Raw genomic sequence first — 20,643 nt, forward strand, 5'->3', positions numbered from 1 at the left:
ATAAATGAAGAAGAAATAATTAATAATAAAGAATTAGCAATAAATATCACTTTATTAGATTTTTGATTTTTAAAATGGTAATAAAGTAAAAGACCACAAATAGTAGAAACAATCCATATTGTTAGACCGTAAGGAGTCGTTATTTTTTCAAAATCGAAGATCCAAAAGTAAAAGATGACTATGTGGCAAGTTACTAGTAGAAATGTTGATGGAAGCATTATCTTTTTATTTAAAATCATTTGTTATCCCCCCCTTATGTAAATATTACCAAAAGGGTGTGGGTTTTAATATATAATAAGGAAGAAATACATCTTTAATTAACTTATTAAATGGAAAAATCCCTTATAGAAAAATCTATTTCTACAAGGGATAATAATGTTTTTATTAGAAAGACTGATTTTGAGCAGGTTTAATAAATTGTTCAGGGTTTTCAACAAGCCCACATACAGCGCATTGGACGCGGTATGTAGGTCCTTGATAGGCCATATGAAAAGCATTCATCGTTTCATTTGTGTATTCTTCTTCTACTTGACCAGTTTGTGGATTTAATTTGACTGGTTTTACTTGTTGTTCAAGAATATTAAAGCGAGTACGGTTCGTTTTACAGCTTGGACATAGCATTGGTTCCATATGTATACACCTCCATTTGTATCATTTCTTAAAATCTTTAATTTTATGCAAGCAAAAAACTTTCTCAATATAAATAGGTGTTTAATGTATTTAAAATTCAGAAAAAATAAAATATAATAAAAGTACGAACTGGTTATGTCCAAACCAAATCTCCTGTTTTATGCCAATAAGCTGGGGGCCGAGAAATCGGCCTCATTTTTTTTGCTCATTACTACAAGGAACAAGGTTTTTGTGAGACTTTTGTCGAAATTTTAGGGATAGATATAAAGGGGGATGTAAAATGGATTTGAAAATGAAGTACATCATTTTATATGTAGAAAAGTTTGAGGAATGTTTAAAATTCTATAAAGATATTTTACAGTTACCTATAAAAGCAGAGCACGGTACATATATTGAATTTAATACTGGAACTACCATTTTAGCGATGAATACGCGGCAAGATGTGAAAGAATTAACAGGACTACCGCTTACAGAAGGTGAATTAAAGTCTTCTCATTTCGGATTAGGATTCGTTGTTGAGAATGTACAAGAAACGATTGAGCAATTTAGAGAACAAGGAATCAAGATTTTAGTTGAACCTATTGTAAAACCGTGGGGACAAACAATTGCCTACATTGCTGATCCAGATGGAAATTATATTGAAATTTGCAGTTCATTAGAATAGAGGGAGAAAGAGAGATGGGATTTCCAAAACTAGAAACAGAACGTTTACTCTTAAGAGAACTTACACTATTAGATGCAGAAACGATGTTCCAATATTTTTCGAAAGAATCAGTTATACGTTATTTCGGAATGGATTCTTTTGAAAATATTGAGCAAGCGAAAACAACGATTCAAACGTTTAAAAATCGTTATGAAGAGGGCAGTGTATTTCGCTGGGGAATCGAGAAAAAAGGGACGGGCCAATTAATCGGAACGTGCGGATTTCATTTAATTAATAATAATCATAAACGAGCTGAAATTGGTTATGAATTAGATGATACATATTGGGGACAAGGATATGCATCGGAAGCATTACAAGCGATTTTAGCTTACGGATTTGAAATGTTGCAACTGATAAGAATCGCAGCGGTTGTATATGTAGAAAATAAATCTTCTCAAAAGTTGTTAATAAAAGCAGGATTTCAAGAAGAAGGATTACTTCGAAAACATATGATTCAAAATGGAGTTGCTCATGATACCATTTTATATTCTTTATTAAAAGAAGAGTGGAAGAAGTAATGAGTACAAACGAACTTATAACGATTATGAAGAATCATAGGGAAAATAGATTCATTTTAGGTATAGATGGTTTAAGTCGTTCAGGAAAAACAACATTCGTAGCAAATTTAAAAGAAAATATGAAACAAGAAGGCATTCCGTTTCATATTTTCCATATTGATGATCATATAGTGGAGCGTAATAAACGATATCATACTGGATATGAAGAATGGTACGAGTATTATTATTTACAATGGGACATTGAATGGCTAAGGCAGAAATTTTTTCAAAAGCTACAACATGAAACAAAATTGAAATTACCTTTCTTTCATGAAGAAAAAGATATATGTGAAATGGAAAAAGTACAGATTCCTATTGTAGGCGTAATTGTTATTGAAGGAGTTTTTCTGCAGCGAAAAGAATGGAGAGATTTCTTTCATTATATGGTCTATTTGGACTGTCCAAGAGAAACAAGGTTTCTACGTGAGAGTGAAAAAACGCAGAAAAACCTTTCAAAGTTTGAAAATAGGTATTGGAAAGCAGAGGATTATTACTTAGAAACGGAATTGCCGAGGGATAGGGCGGATTTAGTCATAAAATGATTTGAACATAGAAGGTGAATAGAATGAATATTTTATGGGATTTTGATGGAACGTTATTTGATACGTATCCTGCATATACAATGATGCTTTCTGAAATATTAGGTGATTTAGTAGAAAAACAAGAAATATACAAAAACTTAAAAATATCATACTCTCATGCAATTCAGTATTATAATATTTCATGCGAGCAGGAAGAAAAGATTAAAGTTTTGAAGGGAAAATTCACGTCAAAAGATATGAAACCTTTTGCAGGTGTCGAAGAGGTTTTGAAATTTGCAAATAAAAATGTGATTATGACCCATAAACATAGGGAAGGAGTTATGGGCATTTTAAAATATTACGGCTGGGAAAAATACTTCGTAGATATGGTTACAATTGACGATGGCTTTCCTCGAAAGCCAAACTCTTTAGCTTATAATCATCTGCATAAAAAATACAATATTGATTTAGCTATTGGAGATAGAGAATTAGATTTATTACCTGCAAAAGAATTAGGTATTTCAACATGTATGTTTCAAGGTAATTGTGATGTAGCGGATTATTCTTTATCACATTACTCGGAGTTTTTTAAGGTAGTGAGTGATAGAGAGTTTTCTTTATAAAAAAAGTTATTAATAAAGACTGTATCTTTCATTTTAAAGGTACAGTCTTTATTTTTTAGAGCTATTATATACCAATTGCCGTGGATTAAAGAATGATTGTATATCTTTAGTAAAGAAATAGTCAGGTTAGTTGTTAGATAGAAATAAACTGACAGATAAAGTGATAGTGTCCGTTTTATCTGCTTTTTATCATAACCAAATTATGGTTATTCATGTTAATATAAACTCATAGCTATATAGAAGGGGTGGGATTAGTATGAAAACAGAAATAGTTCCTAAAAAGAAGTACAGTATAATAAGCTATATATCTTTACTCATCGGCATTTTGTGTTTTCTATTCGTTTTTATAACGCCAACAAGGATAGCGAATGCAGGTAATATAGTTGGAGATTATATTACAATTGCCCTGACAGGTGTAGGTATCATGCTTTCAATAATCACAATGACGAAAAAAACAGAGAAGAAGGGGATTGCTATCCTTTCATTAATACTGTCCTCATCATTTTTTATATTTTGGATCATAGCGATTATCCTATTGTTTACTGGTCAAATTAGTTTTGCGCCGTAATGTGAAATAAAAAGAGTCCTTTTCGTATGATAACGGGTATAGTTACGGGAGTGAAAATATAAAATAACATACAAATTAGGGATGTAAATCACTTATGATTTAGTATCCCTTTTTTTATTGTTATTTCAGTGTTTAAGCGCTTTTATATAGTTAAATAGCGTTCTAAATAATAAGATAAATGGAAAATTTATGTTAAAATAATTATAGAGATTGTGAAAAAATGTTCTTAAACTAGCGTTCAGATTACTTTAAGAAGGTTTTTTCAAAGGAAATGGTAAATATCATATTTTGAAGGGGTGATTGTAGTGGATTAAGTGATTTTTTTAATCTTGGTTAAATACTTTGAAGATAGGGGTTTATAACTATGAATACAAAACTAATAATAGTAGAAGGGTTACCTGGATTTGGAAAATCAACCACTGCAAAGCTAATAAATGAAATTCTAAGCCAAAATAAAATTGAAGTTGAACTATTTTTAGAGGGAAATTTGAACCACCCAGCCGACTATGATGGTGTATCTTGTTTTAATAAATTTGAGTTCAATAGATTATTATCTAACAGTGGAGATTTTAAAGAAGTGCTCCTTAAGAAAGTTCTAAAAAAAGGAAGCAATTATTTATTACCATACAGAAAGATGAAAAATGAGTTTGGTGACCAGTTTTCGGACGAATTATTTAACATTATTTTAAAAAATGATATATACGAATTACCATTCGATAAAAATGTTGAATTAATTGCTGACAAATGGAATGACTTTACTGAAATCGCTCTAGAAGACAATAAGGTTTATATCTTTGAATGTTGTTTCATACAAAATCCATTAACTATTGGGATGATTAAATATGGTGAACAAAAAGAAAAAATAATAAATTATGTAATGAAAGTTGCAAAAATCATAGAGAATTTAAACCCAATGTTATTGTATGTAGAACAAGATAATCTTGAATTTTCATTTAGGAAGGCGTTAAAAGAAAGAACTCCAGAATGGTCCACAGGAATTATCGACTATTACACTAACCAAGGCTATGGGAAAGAACATCACCATTCAGGTGTAGAAGGAGCGATAAAAGTTCTTGAAGCTAGAAGGAATTTAGAATTAGAAATATTCGATATGTTAAAAATGAAAAAAGAAACAATCAATAATACAAAATATGAAATTGACTCATATAGGTCAATGTTAAAAGATAAGTTAGCCATACAAATGGTGAAATAGCTTTTTACACTAACTGGTGCTTTAGTTGAAGAAGGAAATAAAAAACGCTCAGAATATTTTCTGAGCGTTTTAGTTTGTTATTTCTAATGTTTATTAGCATTTTTCTCTTCCTAAACTGAACCCATTACTCGTATGAAGGACTCCTTTTATTCGGTATCTTTAGGTTGATATTCTAAAATATCCCCCGGTTGGCATTCTAATGCTTTACATATTGCTTCTAAAGTTGAAAAACGGACTGCTTTTGCTTTTCCATTTTTCAAGATAGAAAGGTTAGCCATTGTAATTCCAACCTTCTCCGAAAGTTCTGTTACACTCATTTTTCTTTTTGCTAACATTACATCAATATTAATAATAATTGCCATATTATTCACCTCAGACCGTTAAATCATTTTCTGATTTTATATCTATAGCATCTTTTAATAGTCTTTGGAGAACGGCAGCAAAGACCGCGATTACCATTGAAGCAAAAATCATAATCATTCCGATAATAATAATGCCAGGGGCATCATCTCTCTCTGCCACGAGATAGAAAAGTGGCATACCTAATACATATAATACACTAATTGCCAATGCGCTGTACTTAATATTTTTTAAAGCTTGAACAGATAACTCTGAGAATGCGTTGTTTTTATCAATATAGTTTAAAAGCTTAAATGTTTGGTACAGTGCGAAGTAATAAGGTATTGCTGTTGCGTATAAATTGATAAATACAAGATATTTAATATATGAAATATCTGGATATAATTCTGCGGCGAAATTTCCTATTTTAGGGACTAAAAAAATGCACATAGCAAGAACGGGGATTCCGATCAGAATCACAACGGTCTTTAAAAAGAGTGTGGATCCTTGTTTCATAAAAAGCACCTCATTTATTTATTATCTTATTAATTTAACATGAAATTTATTGTTTAACAATAAATTTTTATTCCTTTTAATCGAGGATTTATTGTTAAACATGTAATTAATGAAAAGGATGCTAAATCTTTTTTATAAGATAGATGACACATACCGGTATTTAATTAAGGAAAGAAAGAGAAAGTAACTATTGTTAGCTTTATGAGAATTGGGAACTAATAAAACATATGTAGGTTGTGGAATGAAAAAGGAAATAAGGTGTATTGAAATGAATGCAAAGTTTATGGAGGAACAATCATGGTTAATTATGGTGTGAAGATGAAAAAATTACTATTAGTGGGGGCTATAATAGTAAGCGTATTAAGTGCGGAAAGTATGATGAATTATCATGCGGCCAAAGCTAAGCTGAAAAAAGTAGAACACCAGCCTAAAAATATAATTATGATGGTTATGGACGGAACGAGTTCAACGGCGACAACATTGGCTCGCTGGTATAAAGGGGCACCGCTTACGTTAGATCAAATTGTAACAGGAGGTGTTCGTACGTTTTCGGCGGAATCAGCTATTACAGACTCAGCGCCAGCAGCAACAGCATTAGCAACTGGAAATAAATCGAATTCAGGATATGTAGGCGTACTACCTTCTATTGTAAATTCACCTAACTTAAAGCCAATAAAAGAAGAGGACAAGTTACGGCCGGTCGCAAACGTATTGGAAGGTGCAAAACGTACTGGCCGTGCAACTGGAATTGTTGCTACATCTGAAATTCAGCATGCTACTCCGGCGGGATTCTCGGCTCACCATGTCAATCGCAAGCAATTTGACGTAATTGCGAAGCAGCAAGTATATCAAAATATAGATGTCGTATTAGGCGGGGGAAAAGCGGCGCTGCTACCTATGAAAAGTAATGGAATCCGAAAAGATGGTGAAAATTTAGTAAAGGTGATTCAAGACAAAGGATACGATTTTGTTGAAACGAAAGATGCGTTATTGAACTCCAAATCTAATAAAATTTGGGGCTCTTTCTCAAATCATGCTCTTGCGTTTGATATAGATCGTATAGCAACAAATCCAGAACAACCAACACTTTCTCAAATGACAGAAAAAGCAATTCAAACATTATCAAAAGACAAAGATGGTTTCTTTTTATTCGTAGAAGGTAGTAAGCCTGATTGGGCAGCTCATGCTAATGATCCAATTGGGATGATTAGTGATGTATTGGCATTTGATGAAGCGGTAGCAAAGGCGTTACAATTTGCGAAGAAAGATGGGGATACGATGATCATCGCTTTAACTGATCATGGTAACAGCGGCATCTCTATAGGGAATAGGAATACGACAAAAGGATACAATACTACACCGATTTCTGCATACATTGATCCATTGAAAAAGGCGAAAATGACACTTGAAGGAACTATAAATAAATTGAAATCTGATTTATCAAATGTAGAAGATGTAGCTAAACTATACGGTTTGGATAATCTAACTCATGATGAAAAAGAAAAATTAAAAGCGGCAAAAAAGAAAATAGATGTAGGACGAATTCTTACTACATTATTGGCTAATCGTGCAAATATCGGCTTTACGACAGGAGGACATACAGGTGAGGATGTATTTTTACATTCTTATGGACCTCAAAAACCAGAAGGCTTAATCCAAAATACAGACATTGCGAAGACGATGGCGAAAGCGATGGGCTTTAACTTAGAAGAAGTAACGAATAAAATATTTTTAGAGAGTGAACAAGCCTTTAAGAAAGTCGGTGCAACTGTAACAGCTGACAAAACCGAAGGAGCAAACTCGTTACTCGTGGTAAAACATAATAAAGTAGAAGCACAACTATTTGGTAACAAAAATATAATTCGTATCAATGGTAAAGGGTATGAATTAGGAAGTATTATTGTAGAGAGTAATGGAAAGTGCTATGTACCAGAAGAAGCAATTCAACTATTTGTAAAGCATTCTCGTTAAAAAATTGCCAACCAGTTAAGCTAACTGGTGGCAATTTTTTGTGTTTATTCTAAATATAAGGGTTCGGATTGTTTTGGAAAGTTTTCCAGATGAGACTTGTATAAATGTGAAAGGGGAATTATATTTTTTTCATACATTAAAAAATTTCGTTTTGTAGAATAGAGAATTTATACATATAGTAAAGTCTAATGTATTATCAATTAATATTTACGAAAAATATATTAATACTTTAGAATTTCTTTAATTTTCGTTATTTTTTATTTAATATTATTCGTTATATTTATAATGTGTTTATTGCAATTTATCGTATTGAAGCGCAGTTTTATATAATTATAAAGCAATCATTAAAATAAAATCTCCACTAGAGTAAATTTATTATTTTTTTTGCTTCTTATTTATCCCGCTATTTGCCGGACAGTAAGACCCCCACCTCAAAATTAAGCGAAAGCAAAGAAGTTAGGTGGGGGTCGGGCTGCCTGTAAAAGCCCGATTGGTGAGGGCTGATTAAAGTTTCACTTTATTTACGAAAATTATTATGCAGCTAAGAAAACTGTAATTTATTGAATTAGAGATATATTAGAATTTAGTTGAAGAAAGAGAGAGGGAATAAAATGAATATAGTGCACTTACGTCCTAAACAGCGGTCTAAGTATCGTATTATGCTAGGGAAGTGGTATTACTCTACAAAGAGGTACATTCAGTGGTTAGTAGACGGAAAAACATATGCAAAAAGGCTCCAACAAGAAAAGCTACCTTGTACAGCAATTCAGCATCGAACGATATTACTTCGTAAGCTCAAAGATGTAGATATGTGGTATCAACAGAATAAGGTTGTTAATTTGAAAATTGCTGTTAAAAAACTAAATGGTATCGTCATTAGACCGGGAGAAACATTTTCTTACTGGCGTTTAATAGGTAAGCCAACGAGGAAAAAAGGGTATGTAGAAGGTATGGTATTATATTATGGATCTTTTCAAACAGGTATTGGAGGGGGTCTTTGTCAGCTTTCGAATTTAATATATTGGATGACTTTACATACACCACTGACAGTAACCGAACGATATCGTCATAGCTTTGATGTCTTTCCTGATTCTAGGCGAACTCAACCGTTTGGGAGTGGGGCGACTTGTTCCTATAACTATTTGGATTTACAAATTAAAAATGAAACGGACCAGCCGTATCAACTTCACCTTTATATGACAGATGAACATTTAGTTGGTGAATGGAGAACAGTCTATCCGCAACTTTATCAATATGAAGTGTATGAGAAAGAACACTCAATTCAACCTGCATACTGGGGCGGTTATATACGACATAATGTGATTCAACGTAAAGTATATAATCAACAGAAACAGTTAATAGAAGATCAATATGTAACAGAGAATCACGCTATAATGATGTACGAACCACTATTAGCTTGTAATAATGAGATTAGTGAGTAATATGGTAACCCATAGATTAAATAGTATAGAAAATATTTAATTCTTATTTTTACTAAAAAAGTTCACTGTTATTTATAGGAGAGTTTGTTTTTCTATCTTATGTATTTCACCCTGCATAAAAAATATTTCTCAACATTTTATTTGTTGAAAAAGATTGAATATTCGTATTATAACGAATATTATGTTGTTATCGGCAAAAAACGATAATTTGCAGACACTGGGGAGGAAATACATTGAAAAAGAAAAAGAAATTAAAGCCATTAGCGGTATTAACAACAGCTGCAGTACTAAGTAGTACGTTTGCTTTTGGAGGTCACGCTGCGTATGCTGAGACACCAACATCATCTCTACCAATAGATGAGCACTTAATACCGGAGGAGCGTTTGGCAGAAGCGCTAAAACAACGGGGGGTAATTGATCAATCTGCATCACAAGCTGAGACGTCAAAGGCTGTCGAAAAATATGTTGAGAAAAAGAAAGGGGAAAACCCTGGGAAAGAAATCTTAACAGGAGATAGTCTTACACAAGAAGCTTCTGATTTTATGAAAAAAGTAAAAGATGCAAAAATGAAGGAAAATGAACAGGCACAGCAGCCTGAAGTAGGCCCAGTAGCTGGGCAAAGTGCTGGATTGAATCCAGGAAAATTAAATGGAAAAGTACCTACTACATCAGCGAAGCAAGAAGAATACAATGGAGCTGTTCGAAAAGATAAAGTACTTGTTTTACTTGTAGAATTTAGCGATTTTAAGCATAACAATATTGATCAAGAGCCAGGATACATGTATTCTAAGGACTTTAATCGTGAACATTATCAAAAAATGTTATTTGGTGATGAACCATTCACTTTATTTGATGGATCGAAGATTAACACATTTAAGCAATATTATGAAGAACAATCTGGTGGTAGCTATACAGTTGATGGGACTGTAACAGAATGGCTTACTGTTCCAGGAAAAGCATCAGATTATGGTGCTGATGCGGGTACTGGTCATGATAACAAGGGGCCTTTAGGACCAAAAGATTTTGTGAAAGAAGCATTAAAAGCAGCGGTAGCAAAAGGAATCAATTTAGCAGACTATGACCAATTTGATCAATACGATCAAGATGGTGATGGAAATAAAAATGAGCCAGATGGCATTATTGATCATTTAATGGTTGTACATGCTGGCGTTGGTCAAGAAGCTGGCGGTGGTAAATTGAAAGATGATGCGATTTGGTCACATCGTTCAAAACTAGGTTCAAAACCATATGCAATTGATGGCACGAAATCTTCTGTTTCGAACTGGGGCGGAAAGATGGCTGCATACGATTATACAATCGAGCCTGAAGACGGAGCAGTTGGTGTGTTTGCGCATGAGTATGGTCATGATTTAGGCTTACCAGATGAATATGATACAAAGTACTCAGGACAAGGTGAACCTGTTGAGTCATGGTCTATTATGAGTGGTGGTAGCTGGGCTGGAAAAATTGCAGGAACAGAGCCAACGAGTTTCTCACCACAAAATAAAGAGTTTTTCCAAAAGAATATGAAGGGGAACTGGGCGAATATCCTTGAAGTAGATTATGACAAACTTAGCAAAGGCATCGGTGTTGCAACATATGTAGATCAAAGTACTACAAAATCTAAACGACCTGGAATCGTTCGTGTTAACTTGCCGGACAAAGATATAAAAAATATCGAATCGGTGTTTGGTAAGAAGTTCTATTACAGTACAAAAGGAAATGACATTCATACAACACTTGAGACACCAGTATTTGACTTAACAAATGCAAAGGATGCTAAGTTCGATTATAAGGCATTTTACGAACTTGAAGCGAAGTATGATTTCCTTGACGTATATGCGATTGCAGAAGATGGAACGAAGACACGCATTGATAGAATGGGCGAAAAAGATGTAAAAGGCGGCGCAGATACAACTGATGGTAAGTGGGTTGATAAATCATACGATTTAAGCCAATTCAAAGGAAAAAAAGTAAAACTGCAATTTGAGTACTTAACAGATATTGCAGTAGCTTATAAAGGATTTGCGTTAGATAATGCAGCCTTAACTGTAGATGGAAAAGTTGTTTTCTCTGATGATGCAGAAGGTCAGCCAGCAATGACGTTAAAAGGCTTTACTGTGTCTAACGGATTTGAACAGAAAAAACATAATTACTATGTAGAGTGGAGAAATTATGCTGGTTCTGACACTGCGTTACAACATGCACGTGGCCCAGTATTTAATACAGGAATGGTTGTATGGTATGCGGATCAAAGCTTTACAGATAACTGGGTAGGCGTTCATCCAGGTGAAGGATTCTTAGGAGTAGTAGATTCTCATCCAGAGGCAATTGTAGGGACATTAAACGGACAACCTACTGTGAAGAGCAGTACGCGTTATCAAATTGCCGATGCGGCATTCTCATTTGATCAAACACCAGCATGGAAAGTAAATTCACCAACTCGCGGTATCTTTGATTATAAAGGATTACCAGGAGTGGCAAAATTTGATGATTCTAAGCAATATATCAACAGCATTATTCCTGATGCAGGACGTAAGTTACCAAAATTAGGACTGAAGTTTGAAGTGGTAGGCCAAGCTGAAGACAAGTCTGCAGGTGCGGTTTGGCTTCATCGATAAAATAAGGTAAAACGAAGAGGAGCTGCCATAAGTCGGTGAAACTGACTTATGACAGCTCTTTTCTTCTTGTGAAAAAACTCTCTGTTTTTTTATGTACTTATTGGAAAAATTCGAAGTTTCTTTGATACATAAAATGCTCCGTCTGTCCAATTATAGAAGCTATTTTGGACGTAAGAAATTTGTAAGTAATGAGTAAGAAAAAAGAGATTTTCATAGTATAAAATATTTATTATAGCTACTTTTAACACCTGATACTAATAGTGTGCTATAATATGAATTAGCAACAAAAAGGAAAGGAATTAGAACAATGACCTTAGAAAATACTAAAAATTTAAAAAAACAAGTTGCTCCTTTTGAAAAATCAACGATTAAAAAAAGTGTTTGGCAACTGATCAACACAATCGTGCCATTTATTATTTTATGGTACCTTGCTTATAAAAGTTTGTCAGTTTCTTATTGGTTAACATTAGTTCCAGCACTGTTAGCCGCTGGATTTATGACAAGGATTTTCATTATTTTTCATGATTGCACCCATTATTCGTTCTTTAAAAGTCGACGTGCAAATAGAATAGTTGGAACGTGTATGGGTGTTTTAACATTATTCCCATTTGATCAGTGGGGGCATGAACATTCTATTCACCACGCTACAAGTGGTAATTTGGATAAGAGGGGTACAGGGGATATTTGGACGCTTACAGTTGATGAATATGTAGCTGCACCATTTAGACTTCGTTTAGCATATCGTTTATATCGCAATCCATTCGTTATGTTTGGATTAGGTCCGATTTATGTTTTCTTGCTTAAAAATAGATTTAACCGAAAAGGTGCAAGACAGAAAGAACGTATGAATACTTATTTGACGAATATTATAATTGTTGCTGTAGTAGCTATACTTTGCTGGGCAATTGGGTGGCAATCGTTTCTTTTAGTACATGGTACTATATTCTTAATAGCAGGTTCAGTAGGGATTTGGTTGTTTTACGTACAGCACACATTTGAGGATTCTTATTTTGAAGAGGATAAAGATTGGGAATATGTGAAAGCGGCAGTGGAAGGAAGTTCTTTTTATAAGCTTCCTAAAATTTTGCAATTCTTAACTGGTAATATTGGATTCCATCATGTTCACCATTTAAGCCCAAGAGTACCTAACTATAAACTAGAAGAGGCACACAATAATACGCTTCCGTTGAAAAATGTACCAACGATTACGCTTGCTACAAGCTTACAATCACTCCGTTTCCGTCTTTGGGATGAGAAAAGTAACAATTTTGTTAGCTTTAAAGATGTCAAAAATATAATTAAAAATAATGTTTCTGTTCGAGTGAAATCTGAACTATAATTGCATCGTATATAAAACTCCCCTTAATCATTTTCGATTTAAGGGGAGTTTGTGTTTAAAGAGTAGATGCCAGATAAGGAGAAAAATTAAATGATTCAAATTATAATTGAAGCAGATTAGGAATTGCTCGTACGTAAGTACAAATATAAGATGACAGTAAATGCATTATGTTAACAAATTTATAGTAAATGGGGAATCGTACAACATTATATCCAAAAATAAGAAAAGACTTGAACGGAAATTCCATTCATTTTTCTTGGTGTTCCTCATTCCATACACTTAAATAGGACGCATATTCTAATTCATCTGGATTCTTATGTAACATAGAAATGAATTCTAATTTATTTCCATCACAATCTAGAAAGTATACACTTGCAGCAGGCATCCACCTTTGGACAATTGGCTCTTGATTTCCTTTTCCTTGACTTCCTATCACTGCTATTCCACGTTCCTCTAACCACGCTTTAGAAGTCATTAAAAACTCTAAATTTACACCAAAAGCAAAATGTCTCGGCTCAAAGTCTTCAATGTTATGTACTTCCCATAGTCCAAGCATTTGTTGTTTATTTTCTCCGACCCAAAAGAAAGCCACTCTTCTTTTGGAGAATTTTCTTGCTAACGTTAATCCTAGCTTGTTTTGATAGAAATTTATTGCGTTTTCTAAATTTCTTACATGTAAATGAGTTTCGTATATGTTCTGTATTATTATGATCATTCCTTTCTTTATTGGTAACTACCAATTAAATAGTGAATGTAATTCTAAAGTTGAAATATGTATAAGCCTAGTAATGTACATCTATATCCGATATACCTATTTACTATTATATTGAAATTGGAATGTGATAAATCCCACTGAGGTAGTAAGTGTTTAAATGAACACTCTACTACTTTTGTAGGAGAGGGGATATATCTATTAAATTCAGATGAAATCATATTTAAATAATGAAAAACGCTATTCTTTTCGTAAGAATAGCGTTTTTTTATGTTTTTAAGTTGGTGGCCATAGGGTAGAATTTGAAAAATGAGGATTTACAAAGCTAAGAAGTTTAACTCCAAAAAAAAATCGATTTCCTGTGGAGTTAAAGGAATCGACTTTTTTATTTACCTTGATGTATTAACGCAGCTGTTAACTTAATAGTAAATAAGTAGAATCCACTATTTCTCCCAAAGTTCGATCAATCGACCTTCAGGATCCTTAATCCAAATAAACTGTCCAAATTCACTGATTTCTTCTTTCTTCTCAAGAGGTACACCAATATTCTCAAGATGCTTTATAGTCTCGTTTAGATTATGTACTTCGAAATTTAACATCACTTGTTGTTCTTTTGGAAAATAATTGTCATTCTCTGTAAAGAAAGAAAAGATGGTCTCATTTCCTAACAGGGGTTTAATCACAGTTCCATTCCAATCTTCTATATCAAGTTTCAACACTTCACTGTACCATTTTTTTATAACTTCAAGATTCTTAGTTCTCCAAAATATTCCTCCAAAACCTTTTATCATCGTATCTAACTCCTGTCTGTCTTTAAATATATATTAAATATATCAAAACAAAACAGTAATAGTAAGCAGAATCATCAACTTATGAATAGTAATTGTTAGTATTATAGTATTTACTACATTAACACTTTCTACAACATCATTAGCAGAACTTGAAATTTCGGGAAAGGTATAGAAATGCTCATTTTTCAACCCAAAGTTCACCTGAGCAATCCAGAACTTAAAGTGTTATAAATAATTCTTTCAATAGTAGGGGGAAATGAGAGAAGGAACGATAAAAGACCACACATGAAGTGAAACGCCATGTGTGGTCTTTTATGTATCGTCAAATATTACGAAGTCTCGCTAATTTTAGTTTCACTATGAGTGTTAGTAGAATTTCTTTTCTTAACTTTAAAGTGATAGTAAGTGTAGCAAAAGATGATAAATGGGACAGTGCAATAGATTCCAAGTCGTTGTTCTGGGATAAAAATAAGACTGATTAATATAATGCCATACAATCCAAAACCAAGAATTGGTACGAGTGGATAAAGTGGCGTTTTAAATTTTAAGTCTTCTAATTTTCCGCCGTCTGCTAAATAATGTTTGCGGAAAAAGAATTGAGAAACACAAATTGACATCCAAACAATAATGGTAATGACTCCGGAAATTGAAATGAGCCACAAGTAAACAGTTTCAGCAGCTACTACGCTTGTCAAAAGAGAAAAAGCAGAAATAGCTATCGTCATGATTAAAGCGTTGAGAGGAATCCCACGTGATGATAATTTCTTTAAAAAGGCTGGAGCCATTTCGTTTTTTGATAAAGACCAAAGCATTCGAGTAGCAGCGTATAGTCCTGAGTTTGCAACAGAAAGAACAGCAGTAAGAATAACAAAGTTCATAATATCAGCTGCATATGGAATACCGATATTATCAAAAACAGCAACGAATGGGCTCTTTGTTAATCCAGCTTCTTCCCAAGGAATTAAAGCAACAAGAACAAAGATTGCTAAGACGAAGAAAAACATCGTGCGCCATATAATATTTCTAATAGAACGAGGTAAAGTTTTTGCTGGATCTTCACTTTCACCTGCTGCGATTCCAACAAGTTCTGTACCTTGGAAGGAATAGTTGACTGTAACCATTGTTAAAAGAATAGCGGCAAGTCCATTTGGGAATAAACCACCATGATTTACGAAATTTGATAATAGCGGAGCGGGTTCGTCACCTTTTAAATCAATAAAACCGAACATAGCGGCGCCGCCAAGAATAATGAAAGCGATAATGGCAGATACTTTTATACTTGAAAACCAAAATTCTGTTTCTGCATAACTACGAGCAGATAACGCGTTAATAGTGAAGATTGTAACGCCAAATATTAAACACCAAACCCAAACAGGAATATCAGGAAACCAGCGCTGCATTGTAATGCCGGCAGTTGTAAATTCAAGACCGGTCGTATTCGCCCAGCTTAACCAATACAACCATCCGATTGTAAAGCCAGTTGCAGGATTGATGAACTTAGTGGCATATTCTTGGAAAGAACCTGAAACAGGCATGGCTACAGCAAGTTCACCAAGACATAGCATAACGAAATACATTAATAATCCACCGGCCATAAAGGCAAGTACGGATCCGCCAGGTCCAGCTTGACTTATAATAAAGCCAGATCCGTTAAATAACCCCGTTCCAATCACACCACCGAGTGCAATCATGAATAAGTGTCTACTTTTCATCGTCCGTTTTAATTCATTGTTTGTATTGCTTACTTGCGCCATTGTTTTCCTCACTTTCATAGTTGATAGAATAAAGTTTGATGTTTTTCCGTATTATGGAATGTATTCCGTGATGTGAAATCTTGTTATAATTTTCAGATAATTAAAAAGAAAAGTCAATATTTTTTTGTTTGCGTTTTCAATTCTTTGTTAGTGATATGTTTTTATTGTTAGAAAATAAATAAATAGATTGATTTCATTTCGAATGTTTGCTAAATTGATAGTTAATTAAGCATACTAACATATTACGAGTAAAGTTGAGGCGAGTTATGGTACAGTCCATTGATCGAGCGATAAGTATTATTAAATTATTGAATTCTACAAATGAAAAAGAGTATTGGGCTATTTCTGATATAGCTGATGGAACACATCTCCCGGTTAGTACAGTACATAGATTACTTAACTCTTTAATGGAGCATGGGTTAGTTACACAAATTTCAGAGACAAAACAGTACAAAATTGGACCAATGTGGATGGAAATAGGGTTACGTCAATTGGAGAAGGTAGACTACAGATCTGTTGCAAGAGAAGTGATGAAACGTTTAGCTGCTGAAGTGGAGGAAAGTGTCTATTTAAATATTCCAAACGGAACACATTCTATTATCATTGAAAGAATTGATAGTCCTTTAAAAATTCGAGTTATCGATAATCTAGGGGAACAAATTCCACTTTCAATTGGTGCCGCAAATAAAACGATGCTTGCCAATATGAAAACGAATGAAATGGAACATATTGTAGAAAATTTACTTTCTTCATTACCAGAACAAAAGCAAATTCTTCTTAATCAAATAAAGCAAATAAAAAATGAAGGATATGCTGTCAGTTATGGTGAAAAAACAGAAGGGACAGCTTCAGTAGCTGCACCTATTATCGGATTTAATCATAAAGTAGTAGGAGCATTAAGTGTTGGGTTAATTAGTCATCGTATTAATGATGATCGACTATCTTTTCTTATTAGCAAGGTAAAACAAGCGGCTCATGAAATATCAATAAAAATCGGCAGTACATCAGAACTATAATTTTGATAGCTGTCGTCATTTTTTTATTCATATATTGGAATTAGTTTTCATAATGCGGAAAAATAGGGGGATTTATATGTCAAAGTGGCAATCAAAAGAACAATTGATTCAATTATTAAGCAGTCTTGTTGAAATTCCTAGTATTACCGGTTCAGAAGCTGAAGTAATATTGCCAGACTTTGTTGTGGAACAGTTATCTGATTTACAGTACTTCAAAGAAAACCCGCATCATTTACAAAAAAATCCGACAGGGGACGGACGATATTTTGTTACAGCACTAGTAAAGAAAAGCGATAGTACCAAAAATACTGTAATTCTAGTAAGTCACTTTGATGTTGTAGATGTACAAGATTACGGAGTGTGGAAAGAAGATGCATTTAATCCTAAAAAGTTAACATCTATGTTTTATTCTCATAAAGATGAACTTCCAGACCATGTACGTGAAGATATAGAACATGGGGAATGGCTGTTTGGTAGAGGAACAATGGATATGAAATGCGGTCTAGCATTACAAATGGCAATGATTGAACAAGCATGTGAAGGAAGATTCGATGGGAATGTTCTTTTATTGGCTGTACCAGATGAAGAAGTGAATTCTGTAGGGATGAGGGCCGCTGTTCCAAGACTGTTAGATTTAGCTAGAGAGCATAACTTAGATTATAAAACGGTCTTAAACTCAGAGCCTATGTTTTCAAGACATCCTGGTGACCAAAATAAGTATATTTACACTGGCTCTATAGGTAAAGTGTTACCTGGTTTTCTTTGCTATGGAAAAGAGACACATGTAGGTGAACCTTTTGCAGGCTTAAATGGGAGTTATATGGCTTCATTAATAACAGCAGAATTAGAGTTAAACACAGACCTTTGTGATATTGTAGAAGGGGAAGCGAGTCCTCCGCCAACTAACTTACTTCAAAGGGACTTAAAAGAGGATTATTCTGTACAAATTCCGCATCGTGCAGTTACATTATTTAATTTGTTTTTATTAGAAAAATCAATGACAGATGTAGTTTCATTGTTACGTCAAAAAGTAACGAAAGTAGCAGAGAAAATAGAAGAGTCGTATGAAAAACATGCATATCGTTTTTCTAAATATAATCCATTTATACCACCTAATCTCAAAGTAAATGTATTAACTTATGAAGAGCTTATCACATATGCAATTGAGCAACATGGACGAGAAAAAATAAATCATATTCAATCTAATATTATAAAAAATAGAGGAGATAAAGATGATCGTGCGGTAACGATTGATTTAGTAGATAAATTAGCGATTTTATGTAAAGAAAAGGCACCGATGATTGTACTTTTCTTCGCTCCGCCGTACTATCCAGCTGTGAGTTCACGCAACAATCCTTTAATAAAAGAGGTAGTTGTAGAAATGGAAAAGTATGCACATTACAATCATAAAATTACATTTGAAAACCAAAATTATTTTGGGGGGATTTCAGATTTAAGCTATGTAGGCTTGCAGTATCCACTGGATTCAATGAGTTCGCTTGTAGACAATATGCCATTATGGGATAAAGGTTATTCAATTCCGCTTCAGGAATTAGAAGAGTTTGATGTTCCAGTATTAAATATGGGGCCGGTAGGAAAAGATGCACATCAATGGACAGAACGTCTAGATGTAAACTACGCATTTGAAACGCTATTAGATATGTTACCGAAATGCATTGAAAAATTATTAGTTTCTAATAAAATTACACAATCATAGTAGGGAATAGGTAAGGGATAAAACAGAACCTGTAAAGAAGATTCGAATGAAATTATTTTAATATAATTAAAACTGAAACGGCCAAACTCAAGTATATATGAGTTTGGCCGTTTATCATGTAGTGAATTTCTAATTAAATTCATATGAATTCATAGCTAACGCGATCTCTTTTACAGTTTTACTTTTTAGTTTGACCAGATAGTTCAACAGACTTTTGCGTACAACGCTGCATAGCTGAAATAATCGCTGTTCTCAGTCCTTTTTCCTCTAATGTTGCTACAGCTTCTATTGTCGTTCCGCCAGGAGAACAAACCATATCTTTCAATTCACCTGGATGTATTCCTGTTTCTAGTACCATTTTTGCAGAGCCTAACACAGCTTGAGCAGCGAATTTATATGCTTGATTTCTTGGCATACCATCTAGTACAGCAGCATCTGCCATCGCTTCTATAATCATATATACATAAGCTGGTGAAGAACCACTTACGGATGTGACAACATCCATTAATTTTTCACTTACGATCTCTGTTTGACCAAAACTATTGAAAATGTTTAGTACATCTTCTAAATCTTTTTCTGTCACCATTTCATTCGGGCATAATGCAGACATTCCTTCTCCAACAAGAGCAGGAGTATTAGGCATTACCCTTACAACCTTTACTTTTTTATTAAAGGCATTTTCAGTACTTTCAATACTTTTCCCAGCAGCGATCGTAACGATGATAGCATCGTTTTTGATTACTTCTTTTATTTCATTAATTATTGACGCGTATAGGTCTGGTTTGATTGATAAAATTAAAATATCAGCATTTTTAGCTACTTCATTGTTGTCGGTAGTTGTAGTTAGCCCATATTTTTCACTAGCATTTTTTAAATTAGCAGTGTTTAAATCTGAACAAATAATTTGATTTGAAGACACTATATTTTTGTTTATCATTCCGCCAATCATAGCCATTCCCATATTTCCGCAACCGATGAATCCAATTTGTTTATCCATAATAACTCAATCTTGCTCCTTTTATAATCAATTATATCGGTTTGATATTATTTTCTTAGAATAAGAATAACATCCCTGTGCAATATAAAGAAACATTCTAAGAGAATATATTCCTTTTTGCAACACTAAAAGATAAAAATTAATTATATTCGACATTATGTAAACATATACACTATAATTTAAGATTTTATGTTTATGAATATGAGTTAAACTTATATCATTTTGTATTTTCATTCAGTAGGGCGATAATTTCATACAAATAACTTGCGGCTCTATTTATTTTTAAAAATACCTCTTGACACCGAATCGAACTATATCGCATAATATAAAAAAATTAGATTGAAAATCGTTGAAGGGAATTAGTACATATGTCTTCTTGCGAAAGAGAGTGGAATTCACCGGCTGAAAGATTCCTCGTATAGAATATATCGAACCTATCCCTGAGTCTTAAATGAAAGTTTAGGCGTTCGCCTGCGTTATAGGCACCAAGTGGATATCTATGTATATCAATTAAGGTGGTACCGCGGAACAATGACCGTTTCGTCCTTTTTATTTTATTAAGGGCGAAGCGGTCATTTTTATTTTGCTCTTAAATACTTCAGTGCAGCATTGA

Annotated in this window: 20 protein-coding genes and 1 other annotated feature; of the genes, 12 read left to right on the plus strand and 8 right to left on the minus strand. The window is 33.6% G+C overall.

What is annotated here, in order from left to right; genetic code table 11:
• Together ACO6VI_RS18770 and ACO6VI_RS18775 are read right to left on the minus strand one after the other, a co-directional pair.
• Positions 1 to 239: hypothetical protein (locus ACO6VI_RS18770; protein ID WP_422423816.1), on the minus strand; the 239-nt coding region annotated here is incomplete at its 3' end.
• A gap of 145 nt (positions 240 to 384) precedes the next feature.
• Positions 385 to 630 carry a hypothetical protein gene (locus tag ACO6VI_RS18775; protein ID WP_000433609.1) on the minus strand — a complete coding sequence of 82 codons (246 nt, stop codon included), beginning with the start codon at positions 628 to 630 and terminating at the stop codon, positions 385 to 387.
• A 280-nt stretch (positions 631 to 910) separates the two neighbouring features.
• On the opposite strand from ACO6VI_RS18775, the gene ACO6VI_RS18780 reads away from it, so the two are divergent.
• The 6 genes from ACO6VI_RS18780 to ACO6VI_RS18805 all read left to right on the plus strand — a co-directional run bounded on the left by ACO6VI_RS18780 (position 911) and on the right by ACO6VI_RS18805 (position 4,815).
• The gene (locus ACO6VI_RS18780; protein ID WP_063547726.1) at positions 911 to 1,294 is read left to right on the plus strand and encodes a VOC family protein; all 384 of its coding nucleotides are present in this window, start codon (positions 911 to 913) and stop codon (positions 1,292 to 1,294) included.
• A gap of 14 nt (positions 1,295 to 1,308) precedes the next feature.
• The gene (locus ACO6VI_RS18785) at positions 1,309 to 1,851 is read left to right on the plus strand and encodes a GNAT family N-acetyltransferase (RefSeq protein ID WP_063547724.1); all 543 of its coding nucleotides are present in this window, start codon (positions 1,309 to 1,311) and stop codon (positions 1,849 to 1,851) included.
• Entirely contained in the window at positions 1,851 to 2,432 is a 582-nt protein-coding gene (locus tag ACO6VI_RS18790; RefSeq protein WP_023522305.1) for a kinase, read from the plus strand. Before ACO6VI_RS18785 ends, ACO6VI_RS18790 begins: the two co-directional genes overlap by 1 nt.
• A 23-nt stretch (positions 2,433 to 2,455) precedes the next feature.
• The gene (locus ACO6VI_RS18795) at positions 2,456 to 3,034 is read left to right on the plus strand and encodes an HAD-IA family hydrolase (protein ID WP_065484177.1); all 579 of its coding nucleotides are present in this window, start codon (positions 2,456 to 2,458) and stop codon (positions 3,032 to 3,034) included.
• 256 nt (positions 3,035 to 3,290) lie between these two features.
• Positions 3,291 to 3,602 (plus strand): hypothetical protein, encoded by a 312-nt coding sequence (locus tag ACO6VI_RS18800; protein ID WP_000845548.1) that lies wholly within the window; start codon positions 3,291 to 3,293, stop codon positions 3,600 to 3,602.
• Between the two features lie 364 nt (positions 3,603 to 3,966).
• Positions 3,967 to 4,815: a hypothetical protein gene (locus ACO6VI_RS18805; RefSeq protein ID WP_001093199.1), complete on the plus strand. Its 849-nt coding sequence runs from the start codon at positions 3,967 to 3,969 to the stop codon at positions 4,813 to 4,815.
• A gap of 146 nt (positions 4,816 to 4,961) precedes the next feature.
• Here ACO6VI_RS18805 and ACO6VI_RS18810 read toward each other — a convergent pair whose 3' ends face one another.
• Together ACO6VI_RS18810 and ACO6VI_RS18815 are read right to left on the minus strand one after the other, a co-directional pair.
• A complete protein-coding gene (locus ACO6VI_RS18810; RefSeq protein WP_000974623.1) occupies positions 4,962 to 5,177 on the minus strand; it encodes a helix-turn-helix domain-containing protein in 216 nt (71 codons plus the stop codon).
• A 10-nt stretch (positions 5,178 to 5,187) separates the two neighbouring features.
• Positions 5,188 to 5,670, minus strand: coding sequence for a DUF2975 domain-containing protein (locus ACO6VI_RS18815; protein WP_000809125.1), 483 nt, complete (start codon positions 5,668 to 5,670; stop codon positions 5,188 to 5,190).
• Between the two features lie 297 nt (positions 5,671 to 5,967).
• Between ACO6VI_RS18815 and ACO6VI_RS18820 the strand changes: the two genes are divergently transcribed.
• The 4 genes from ACO6VI_RS18820 (at position 5,968) to ACO6VI_RS18835 (ending at position 13,043) form a co-directional block, all read left to right on the plus strand.
• Positions 5,968 to 7,641 carry an alkaline phosphatase gene (locus ACO6VI_RS18820; RefSeq protein WP_065484176.1) on the plus strand — a complete coding sequence of 558 codons (1,674 nt, stop codon included), beginning with the start codon at positions 5,968 to 5,970 and terminating at the stop codon, positions 7,639 to 7,641.
• A 611-nt stretch (positions 7,642 to 8,252) separates the two neighbouring features.
• Positions 8,253 to 9,083: a VanW family protein gene (locus ACO6VI_RS18825; protein WP_088020652.1), complete on the plus strand. Its 831-nt coding sequence runs from the start codon at positions 8,253 to 8,255 to the stop codon at positions 9,081 to 9,083.
• Positions 9,084 to 9,316: 233 nt separating this feature from the next.
• Positions 9,317 to 11,704 carry an immune inhibitor A domain-containing protein gene (locus ACO6VI_RS18830; RefSeq protein WP_063547708.1) on the plus strand — a complete coding sequence of 796 codons (2,388 nt, stop codon included), beginning with the start codon at positions 9,317 to 9,319 and terminating at the stop codon, positions 11,702 to 11,704.
• Between the two features lie 307 nt (positions 11,705 to 12,011).
• Positions 12,012 to 13,043, plus strand: a complete 1,032-nt coding sequence (locus ACO6VI_RS18835; protein WP_000171504.1) for a fatty acid desaturase — start codon at positions 12,012 to 12,014, stop codon at positions 13,041 to 13,043.
• Between the two features lie 247 nt (positions 13,044 to 13,290).
• On the opposite strand, the gene ACO6VI_RS18840 is transcribed toward ACO6VI_RS18835, so the two are convergent.
• From ACO6VI_RS18840 to ACO6VI_RS18850, 3 genes are all read right to left on the minus strand, one after another.
• Entirely contained in the window at positions 13,291 to 13,749 is a 459-nt protein-coding gene (locus tag ACO6VI_RS18840) for a VOC family protein (RefSeq protein WP_063549329.1), read from the minus strand.
• Between the two features lie 449 nt (positions 13,750 to 14,198).
• Entirely contained in the window at positions 14,199 to 14,546 is a 348-nt protein-coding gene (locus ACO6VI_RS18845) for a VOC family protein (protein ID WP_422423821.1), read from the minus strand.
• Between the two features lie 329 nt (positions 14,547 to 14,875).
• Positions 14,876 to 16,300, minus strand: a complete 1,425-nt coding sequence (locus ACO6VI_RS18850; protein WP_000079995.1) for an amino acid permease — start codon at positions 16,298 to 16,300, stop codon at positions 14,876 to 14,878.
• Between the two features lie 266 nt (positions 16,301 to 16,566).
• Between ACO6VI_RS18850 and ACO6VI_RS18855 the strand changes: the two genes are divergently transcribed.
• Positions 16,567 to 17,316, plus strand: a complete 750-nt coding sequence (locus ACO6VI_RS18855; RefSeq protein WP_000250751.1) for an IclR family transcriptional regulator — start codon at positions 16,567 to 16,569, stop codon at positions 17,314 to 17,316.
• A gap of 52 nt (positions 17,317 to 17,368) precedes the next feature.
• Complete coding sequence (locus tag ACO6VI_RS18860; protein ID WP_141435868.1) at positions 17,369 to 19,033, plus strand: M20/M25/M40 family metallo-hydrolase; 1,665 nt, start codon at positions 17,369 to 17,371, stop codon at positions 19,031 to 19,033.
• Positions 19,034 to 19,211: 178 nt separating this feature from the next.
• Here ACO6VI_RS18860 and proC read toward each other — a convergent pair whose 3' ends face one another.
• Positions 19,212 to 20,030, minus strand: coding sequence for a pyrroline-5-carboxylate reductase (proC, locus tag ACO6VI_RS18865; RefSeq protein ID WP_000360725.1), 819 nt, complete (start codon positions 20,028 to 20,030; stop codon positions 19,212 to 19,214).
• A gap of 340 nt (positions 20,031 to 20,370) precedes the next feature.
• Positions 20,371 to 20,581: a binding site (T-box leader), on the plus strand.
• Positions 20,582 to 20,643: the final 62 nt, after the last annotated feature.

This window comes from Bacillus sp. PSXD-155 (genome assembly GCF_049310765.1).
In the GTDB taxonomy this organism is placed as follows: domain Bacteria; phylum Bacillota; class Bacilli; order Bacillales; family Bacillaceae_G; genus Bacillus_A; species Bacillus_A cereus.